This is a genomic window from Burkholderia sp. AU30198 (genome assembly GCF_020419825.1).
GTDB lineage: Bacteria > Pseudomonadota > Gammaproteobacteria > Burkholderiales > Burkholderiaceae > Burkholderia.
Genome location: NZ_JAIZSA010000033.1, coordinates 19,236 through 27,265, shown reverse-complemented (window position 1 = coordinate 27,265; position 8,030 = coordinate 19,236). Strand labels below are relative to the sequence as shown.

General features: G+C 64.6%; 8 protein-coding genes. 2 read left to right on the top strand and 6 right to left on the bottom strand.

Translation table 11 applies throughout. The features are described from left to right. Positions 1 to 208 precede the first annotated feature (208 nt). A complete protein-coding gene (gene cyaY, locus LGN19_RS38285) occupies positions 209 to 538 on the bottom strand; it encodes an iron donor protein CyaY (RefSeq protein WP_043191836.1) in 330 nt (109 codons plus the stop codon). Between the two features lie 36 nt (positions 539 to 574). Here cyaY and lptM point away from each other — a divergent pair, with 36 nt between their 5' ends. Beyond that, positions 575 to 853: an LPS translocon maturation chaperone LptM gene (lptM, locus tag LGN19_RS38280; RefSeq protein ID WP_226220098.1), complete on the top strand. Its 279-nt coding sequence runs from the start codon at positions 575 to 577 to the stop codon at positions 851 to 853. A gap of 78 nt (positions 854 to 931) precedes the next feature. Here lptM and msrQ read toward each other — a convergent pair whose 3' ends face one another. The 5 genes from msrQ to LGN19_RS38255 all read right to left on the bottom strand — a co-directional run bounded on the left by msrQ (position 932) and on the right by LGN19_RS38255 (position 7,074). After that, positions 932 to 1,618, bottom strand: a complete 687-nt coding sequence (gene msrQ / locus LGN19_RS38275; RefSeq protein WP_226220097.1) for a protein-methionine-sulfoxide reductase heme-binding subunit MsrQ — start codon at positions 1,616 to 1,618, stop codon at positions 932 to 934. 20 nt (positions 1,619 to 1,638) lie between these two features. Then, positions 1,639 to 2,634, bottom strand: coding sequence for a protein-methionine-sulfoxide reductase catalytic subunit MsrP (gene msrP / locus LGN19_RS38270; RefSeq protein WP_226220096.1), 996 nt, complete (start codon positions 2,632 to 2,634; stop codon positions 1,639 to 1,641). Positions 2,635 to 2,792: 158 nt separating this feature from the next. Beyond that, entirely contained in the window at positions 2,793 to 3,983 is a 1,191-nt protein-coding gene (gene ccsB, locus LGN19_RS38265; RefSeq protein ID WP_011350686.1) for a c-type cytochrome biogenesis protein CcsB, read from the bottom strand. A 4-nt stretch (positions 3,984 to 3,987) separates the two neighbouring features. After that, the gene (locus LGN19_RS38260; RefSeq protein ID WP_174958649.1) at positions 3,988 to 6,204 is read right to left on the bottom strand and encodes a cytochrome c biogenesis protein ResB; all 2,217 of its coding nucleotides are present in this window, start codon (positions 6,202 to 6,204) and stop codon (positions 3,988 to 3,990) included. A gap of 216 nt (positions 6,205 to 6,420) precedes the next feature. Then, positions 6,421 to 7,074 (bottom strand): c-type cytochrome, encoded by a 654-nt coding sequence (locus LGN19_RS38255; RefSeq protein ID WP_226220099.1) that lies wholly within the window; start codon positions 7,072 to 7,074, stop codon positions 6,421 to 6,423. A gap of 214 nt (positions 7,075 to 7,288) precedes the next feature. Between LGN19_RS38255 and yihA the strand changes: the two genes are divergently transcribed. Beyond that, positions 7,289 to 7,948 (top strand): ribosome biogenesis GTP-binding protein YihA/YsxC, encoded by a 660-nt coding sequence (gene yihA, locus LGN19_RS38250; protein WP_122944201.1) that lies wholly within the window; start codon positions 7,289 to 7,291, stop codon positions 7,946 to 7,948. Positions 7,949 to 8,030: the final 82 nt, after the last annotated feature.

Genomic DNA, 8,030 nt, shown 5'->3' with positions numbered 1-8,030 from the left:
ACTTGCACCACCACCGACAGCTTAAAAGCCAGGCTGTAGTCCCGCTGCGTCCGCTTGATCCCTTGCTCCATCTGGCACCTCCTCGCCTCGGCGAAAAAGTGTCAACCTATTTCAGGATGGGTCACGGACATGAAAAAAGCGCCCCCGCGGGGGCGCTTTTTCTTTGGCACGACGAGTCGGGGCGCAGCCCCGGCTTCGGTCCAGGCCGTTACGGCGCGCTGAACGTGATCGCGAGGCCGGCCTGTTGCGTCGCGTATTCGGTGAGCGCCGAGAAGAACTCGGTGCCCGTGCGCGTGTCGCGCCATTCGCCGTCGATGAAACGGTAGTGGAAACCGCCCGCCTTCGCGGCGATCCACACTTCCTTCATCGGCGGCTGCAGGTTGACGATGATCTTCGAGCCGTTCTCGAACGTCAGCGTCAGGACGCTGCCGTTGCGCTCCAGATCGATGTCGTGATCGCCGTCGTTGGCGTCGTCGACAGTACGCTCGACGGCCGCCAGCACGGCCTCGGCACGGGTCAGGTATTCGGTATCGGACATGCTAAACTCTATCGGTTCAATTGTTCAGGGACGATCATGCGAGTCGTTTTCCGGATGAGCGCGATTGTAGCGGCTTTGGCGATTCTTGCCGGCTGCGGTCAAAGCGGCGCGCTCTATCTGCCCACCGTGCCTCCGATGCCCAAGCCACTCCAGCAACAGGACGCGCCGCCGTCGGACGTGACGCCGACCGATGAAAACGCGTCGTCCGACAGTGTGCCCGATTCGTCCGGTACGCCGCTCACGCTGTCGCCCGAATTGTCGAGCGGCGCATCCGCCAAGCCCGCACCGGCGTCGGGCCCGGCCATCGCGAAATAACGACGCTCCGCCTGCAACGCTCGCGAAACAAGGCGATGACTTCCCGGTCATCGCCTTTTGTTTTTTCCGGTTGCGCCGTCACGCGCGCACGCGCCGCCATCCCCATGCAATGAGCCGCCAGCCGAGCAGCACGGCGACGATCGCCGCATACAGCTTCGGTTGCGCGAGATTGTGCTTGCCGGCCCTCATCCACCAGAAGTGCAGCACGCCGAACAGCGCGATCGCATAGATCGTGCTGTGCAGTGTCGCCCAGTGGCGGCCGAGCCGGCGCACCATCGCACGCGGCGACGTTGCCGCGAGCGGAATCAGCAGCACGAACGCGGCGAAACCGACCGTGATGAACGGGCGCTTGCCGACGTCCTTCAGGATCGCGACGACGTCGAACCACTTGTCGAACCACAGGTAGGTCGTGAAGTGCAGCGTCGCGTAGAAGAATGCGAACAGCCCGATCATCCGGCGAAAACGCAGCAGCGCGGCGAACCCCGTCATGCGCCGCAGCGGCGTGACGGCGAGCGTGATGCACAACAAGACGAGCGTCCAGAGGCCCGTCGAGCGCGTGATGAACTCGATCGGATTCGCACCGAGCCGGTCGGTCAGCCCGAACAGCACGAGACGCGCGAGCGGATAAAGGCCGGCCGCGAAAACCAGCACCTTGACCGGCGCGAGCCAGCGTGGCGCGGCGGGACGGACCACACCGCCCCGTGCGGCACGTGCAGCCGCGCCGGCGCCAGCTGCAGGCGCGGCCGTCAGCGTCGAAGGAGGCATGTCGTTTCTCACCGTCGCGCTCAGAAATTCTTCTTCAGGTCCATGCCCTGATACATCGACGCGACCAGATCGCCGTAGCCGTTGAACATCAGCGTCTTGCGCTTCGGCGTGAAAAAGCCGTCCTCGCCGATGCGCCGCTCGGTCGCCTGGCTCCAGCGCGGATGATCGACGTTCGGGTTCACGTTCGAATAAAAGCCATACTCGTTCGCCGCATACGTGTTCCAGCTCGTCTTCGGCTGCTTGTCGACGAAGCGGATCTTCACGAGCGACTTCGCGCTCTTGAAGCCATACTTCCACGGCACGACGATCCGCACCGGCGCACCGTTCTGGTTCGGCAGCACCTGCCCGTAGACGCCCATCGTCAGCAGCGTCAGCGGATTCATCGCCTCATCCATCCGCAGCCCTTCCGAGTACGGCCAGTCGAGCACGGGCGTCGAGAGGCCGGGCATCTGCGACGGATCGGCCAGCGTGATGAACTGCACGTATTTCGCGTTGCCGGTCGGCTGCACGCGCTTGATCAGTTCGGACAGCGGCACGCCGATCCACGGGATCACCATCGACCATCCCTCGACGCAGCGCAGCCGGTACACGCGCTCCTCGAGCGGCGCGAGCTTCAACAGTTCGTCGAGATCGAACACCTTCGGATGCAGCACCTCGCCTTCGACGCTCACGCGCCACGGGCGCGGCCGCAACGTGCCGGCGTTCTGCGCGGGGTCACTCTTGTCGGTGCCGAATTCGTAGAAGTTGTTGTAGGACGTGATGTCCTTGAGCGGCGTCACCTTGTCGGCCACGACGAACTTCGGATTCGTCTTCGCCGCGAGCTTTGCCGCACGCGCGTCGGGCGACGCATAGGCGGCCAACGCTGCACCGCTGCCGCCGAGCAGCCCGCCTGCCGCCGCGAGGCCGGCCGCCTGCAATACGCGCCGCCGATTCTCGAACACCGCACGCGGCGTGATTTCGCCGGGCGCAATATCGCCGCCCGTCAGTACGTTCCGCAAAGGGCGTTTGATCCACATCGTGCTGCTCCTCCTGCATGCGCCACGCGCAGCTTCATGAGCGTTCGACCCGACCCGTCTTGCGCCGTTCGACGCCCGGACCGCCCGCCCGTTACAAAAGAAAACCGCCGGGCACACGGTGCACCGGCGGTCTCATAGTCGGACGAGCAGCGGAAATCTTACAGCTTGCCGTAGCTGTGCAGCCCGGACAGGAACATGTTGACGCCGAGGAACGCGAAGGTCGTCACGAGCAGGCCCGTGAGCGCCCACCATGCAGCCACCGTGCCGCGCAGGCCCTTCATCAGGCGCATGTGCAGCCACGCCGCGTAGTTGAGCCACACGATCAGTGCCCAGGTTTCCTTCGGGTCCCAGCTCCAGTAGCCGCCCCATGCTTCGGCCGCCCACAGCGCGCCGAGGATCGTCGCGATCGTGAAGAACGCGAAACCGACCGCGATCGACTTGTACATCACGTCGTCGAGCACTTCGAGCGTCGGCAGGCGATCGGCGAGCACGCCGCGCTCCTTCATCAGGTACGCGACCGACACCATCGCCGACAGCGCGAAGCTGCCGTAGCCGATGAAGTTCGCCGGCACGTGGATCTTCATCCACCAGCTCTGCAGCGCCGGCACGAGCGGCTGGATCTGCTGCGCATCGCGCGCGACCGAGTACCACATCAGGAAGCCGACGGCCGCGCTGATCACCAGCAGCACGAACGCGCCGAGCGCGCGCGTGCCGTAGTGGCCTTCGTAATAGAGATAGAGCAGCGCGGTGATCAGGCTGAACAGCACGAACACTTCATACAGGTTCGATACCGGAATGTGCCCGACGTCCGCACCGATCAGGTAGGACTCGTACCAGCGCACCATCAGGCCGGTGAAGCCCATCAGCACGGCGACCCACGTGAGCTTCTGGCCGATCGCGGAACCCGACTCCGAGCGTGCGAGCAAGCCGATCCAGTAGAAGATCGTCGCGAGCACGAACAGCGCGCTCATCCACAGGATCGCAGACTGGCTCGACAGGAAATACTTGAGGAAGAACGCCGAATCGGCGCGCGCGAGATCGCCCTGGTAGATCTGGATCGACAGCAGCGCCAGCACGGCGATCGACGCCATCATCAGCCGCGCGGGCTTCCAGCGCCAGCCGAGCGTGATGAGCGCCGGCACGGTGCCGATCATCACCGCCTTGTCGTAGTAATCCATGTGCGCGTTGTAGTGCACGAGCGCATAGCCCGCGCCCACCACGAGCGCCAGTGCGAACAGCCAGTCGAGCAGCGACAGGCGCGCGAGGAACGGACGGTCGTCGAACAGCGGCGCCATAACCGGAGCCTGGGCCGACGCCCGATGGGAAGAGGAAACTTGCGTGAGATCCATGATGTTACCGGGTGGAATTCTCGGAATCGGAACCGCCGCCGGCAGGCGGGCGGGCCGTCGATGCCGCACGGGCCGGCGCGGCGTCGCGAGGTGCGGCGTGCAAGGCGGCACCGGCCGCGTCGCGCGTCTGCACGAATTCTTTCTCGAAATCGAAGGTCTTGCGGGCCGAGGACATTGCCATCACCACATCGACGCCCGAACCGGCGTCCTTCAACCAGAACCAGAGGCGCCGCTCGCGCACGTAGAACATCGAGAAGATGCCGGCGACCAGCAGCAGGCTGCCAAGATACACCAGATTCTTGCCGGGTGCGCGCGTCAACTGAAATACCGAAGCTTGCACCTGCTTGAATGAGTCAAGCTGCAAATAGACCGGCGATCCATACAAAAAGCTGTCAGATAGCGCATTGATCGCGTTCTGCACGAAGCGGATCGTGTCGGTGCCCTGCTGCGCCGCCGGCTCGCCGGCGTGCTCGCGCGCGATCTGCCACACCTCCCACATCGAGCCTTCGAGCATGCGCAGCAGCAGGCTCGCGGCCTTCTCCTGCTCGGCCTTGGGCACCGAGCGGTCGATGAACGTCGCCACCGCCTGGAAGCCGCCGATCGGCTGGCCGTCGGCACCACGGCCGACGCTGTCATCACTCGCCGCAAAAAGGGTCAGCACCTTCAAAGCGCTGTCCTGCAGGCGGCTGCGCAGCGATGCGTCGGTGCCCGGCAGCGAACGCTGCGCGAAGCGCGCTGCGGCTTCGGCGCGTACGGACGGATCCTCGAGCGCGGCGCGCAGGTGCATCCATTCGCCGATCGAATCCTGGCTGTCGGCCGGAATGCGCATGTAGCGGAACGGGTCGTTCGGGCTCGCGCGCACGCCGGCGAGGAACACGCGCTCGCCTTTCATGTCGACGGGCAGCATGTAGTTGTTGAACTCGCGCGCCTGGCCGTCCTTGCCGCGGATCTTGTACTGCACGGACGGGCCGATGTTGTGGAGCTGCGTCGGCTTCGACGTCTTCGCACCGGAGCCAAGCCGTTCGTCGAACGCTTCCTTCAGCGAGCTCGTCGTCGCCACGCCGCGCACGTCCGGCTTGCCGTTCGCGTCGGCCATGTTCTCGACGTTGATCGCGCGGAAATCGGAGAACTCGATCGTGTCGCCATCGTTGCCCGGCATCTGCAGCGGCGCCGAACTGCCGATCGTTCCCTTCACGGGGAAGGTCTTCGCGTTGCCGCCCGTCATCGGGTAGGCCGTCATCTGCATCTGCGAGCCGCCGTCCTGGAAGCTCGACTGGTAGATCGACACGCCCTTGTACGTGAACGGCTTGTTGACCTCGACGCGCGCCGGAATCTTCTGGCCGGTCTCGCGATCAATCACGACGATATCGCTCGCGAACAGCTTCGGCATGCCCGTCGTGTAGTAATCGACGATGAACTTGTTGAGCTGGATCGAGAACGGCAGGTCCTGGATCAGCGAGCCGCTCGGCTGGTTCAGGATCGCGGTCGACACGAACTGGCCCTCGGGTACCCATGCATAGCCGCGGAACGTCGGGTTCGACGCGGACAGGCGATGGTCGGGCGAGATGTCGCTGATCGTCGCGCTCGTGTTGACCGGGCTCTTGCCGAACATCCACATCTGGAATTTGATCGGCAGGTTGCTGTCGAGCAGGCCGCCGATACAGATCACGACGATCGCGAGGTGCGCGGAGATGTAGCCCCACTTGGTCATCGCGCCGCGCTTCGCGGAGATCAGCGTCGCGCCGTCGTTTTCACGCACGACGTGCTTGTAGCCGGCCTTGGTGACGAACGTGGCGAGTGTCGCCGCAACCGTCGCGCGCGTGCCGGAAGTCGTGTATTCGGCCTTGTGGTGGAACGCGCGCAGGCTGCCTTCGCGAACCTTGTCCTTCCAGCTCTTCGCATCGGCGAGCATCTTCGGCGCGTTGCGGATCACGCACAGCGAGATCGACACGACGAGGAAGATCAGGATCAGCATGAACCACCACGCGCTGTACACGTTGTACAGGCCGAGCGAGCGGAAGATGTCCGCCCAGAACGGCCCGAACTGGTTCACATAGTTCGGATACGGATCGTCCTGGGTCAGGACCGTGCCGATGATGCTCGCAATCGACAGCACCACCAGCAGCGCAATCGCGAAGCGCATCGAGCTCAGCAGCTCGACCGCGCGCTTGGACGCACCCTGACCCGACTTCGACTGCAACCCCGACGTGGTAACGCTCATTCAAACTCCGACTTAGGGGAAACAGCCCCCTCGCTTACTGTGTTCGCTTGGGGAGCCCAGCCCCCCATCTCCCGCAAGCCTCGCCATCCTGGCTTGGCCCGGCGCGTGCCGACAAAAAAGAAGGGCGAGGCAACCGCAACGATGCGGCGCCCCACCCTTTTCTTGTTCTGACTCCGGTCGCCCTTCGGGCGCCCGGTCATTCTCGCTGCTGACCGCTCAACGCAGGCCCGTGATGTAATCCGCGACGGCCTTGATCTCGTTGTCCGACAGCCGCGTCGCGATCTGATGCATCGCCTCGTTGTTGTTGCGCGCGCCGGCACCCTGCTGGAACGCGGTCAACTGCGCGACCGTGTAATCGGCCCATTGCCCCGACAGACGCGGGTACTGGACCGGGATCCCCTGCCCTGTCGGCCCGTGGCAGCTCGCGCAGGCGGGGACGCCCTTCTCCGCAATGCCGCCGCGATAGATCTTCTGGCCGATCGGCACGGTCGCCGCATCGCGTGCGGTGCCGAGCTTCGTCGACTGCGACCCGTAGTACGCGGCGACGTTGCGCATGTCGTCCGCGCTCAGCGCGCTCGCGAATCCGACCATCACCGCGTTGTTCCGCACCGGCCCCTTCGCGCCCGGCTGCGTCTTGAAGTCGTTCAACTGCTTGACCAGATATTCGGGATGCTGGCCGGCTAGCTTCGGGAAACTGCCCGACGCGCTGTTGCCGTCGGCGCCGTGACACGACGCGCAGACCTGCCCGGCAATCGCCTTGCCGCGGTCGAGATCCGGCTTTGCCGCCTCCGCCGCGTTTGCCTCCGCTACGAAACCTACGAACCCTGCTGCAACCTGAAGCACCATCAGAGACTTGCACAGTCGATTCATTCGCACACCCTGTTTCGTCTTGTGGGAATTTGAGGTTCTGCAAAAAACGACGGCGTTCAGTCTACCGCAGAAGCTACATAAAAGCGCGAGGCAGGCGCCCGGTAGCCTTCGGCAAAACCGCCGTATTGTACAATATCGTGTTGAAAGCTCCCGCGCCTATCGGGGCTACCCCGCCTCCACCAAGCGGCTTGCGCCGCCCGTCCTTCCGGTTCCCATGGCCTTTCTGCTCCATCAAGCCCGCTTCTACACGACCGTCAACCATCTGCGCGACCTGCCGCCGACGGTCCAGCCGGAAATCGCGTTCGCAGGCCGCTCGAATGCCGGCAAGTCGACGGCGATCAACGTGCTGTGCAACCAGAAGCGGCTCGCCTTCGCGTCGAAGACGCCCGGCCGCACGCAGCATATCAACTACTTCTCCGTCGGCCCGGCCGCCGAGCCCGTCGCGAATCTCGTCGATCTGCCCGGCTACGGCTATGCGGAAGTGCCCGGTGCCGCCAAGGCCCACTGGGAAATGCTGCTGTCGTCCTACCTCGCGACCCGCTCGCAGCTGTGCGGCCTGATCCTGATGATGGATTCGCGCCGTCCGCTGACCGACCTCGATCGCCGCATGATCGAGTGGTTCGTGCCGACCGGCAAGCCGATCCACACGCTGCTGACGAAGTGCGACAAATTGACGCGGCAGGAAAGCATCAATGCGCTGCGGACCACGCAAAAGGGGCTCGATGCGTATCGTGACCAGGGCGTCCAGGGCAAGCTGACGGTCCAGCTGTTCTCGGCAATGAAGCGCACGGGGCTCGACGAGGCACACGCGCTGATCGAGAGCTGGCTGCGGCCGTCCGTCGCCGACGAAGAAAGCGCGCCTGTAGCACAATGATCGGGCAACGCGCGGCCGGGATCGGCGGCGCGCACCTGACGGTGCCTGCGGTTTCGGCCGGCGCATAAAAAAACCCGCCGTT

Excerpts from the sequence above, each read along its gene's own strand:
- LGN19_RS38255 (WP_226220099.1), bottom strand. The coding sequence starts at position 7,074 with ATGAATCGACTGTGCAAGTCTCTGATGGTGCTTCAGGTTGCAGCAGGG.
- yihA (WP_122944201.1), top strand. The coding sequence starts at position 7,289 with ATGGCCTTTCTGCTCCATCAAGCCCGCTTCTACACGACCGTCAACCAT.
- msrP (WP_226220096.1), bottom strand. The coding sequence starts at position 2,634 with ATGTGGATCAAACGCCCTTTGCGGAACGTACTGACGGGCGGCGATATT.
- msrQ (WP_226220097.1), bottom strand. The coding sequence starts at position 1,618 with ATGCCTCCTTCGACGCTGACGGCCGCGCCTGCAGCTGGCGCCGGCGCG.
- ccsB (WP_011350686.1), bottom strand. The coding sequence starts at position 3,983 with ATGGATCTCACGCAAGTTTCCTCTTCCCATCGGGCGTCGGCCCAGGCT.
- lptM (WP_226220098.1), top strand. The coding sequence starts at position 575 with ATGCGAGTCGTTTTCCGGATGAGCGCGATTGTAGCGGCTTTGGCGATT.
- LGN19_RS38260 (WP_174958649.1), bottom strand. The coding sequence starts at position 6,204 with ATGAGCGTTACCACGTCGGGGTTGCAGTCGAAGTCGGGTCAGGGTGCG.
- cyaY (WP_043191836.1), bottom strand. The coding sequence starts at position 538 with ATGTCCGATACCGAATACCTGACCCGTGCCGAGGCCGTGCTGGCGGCC.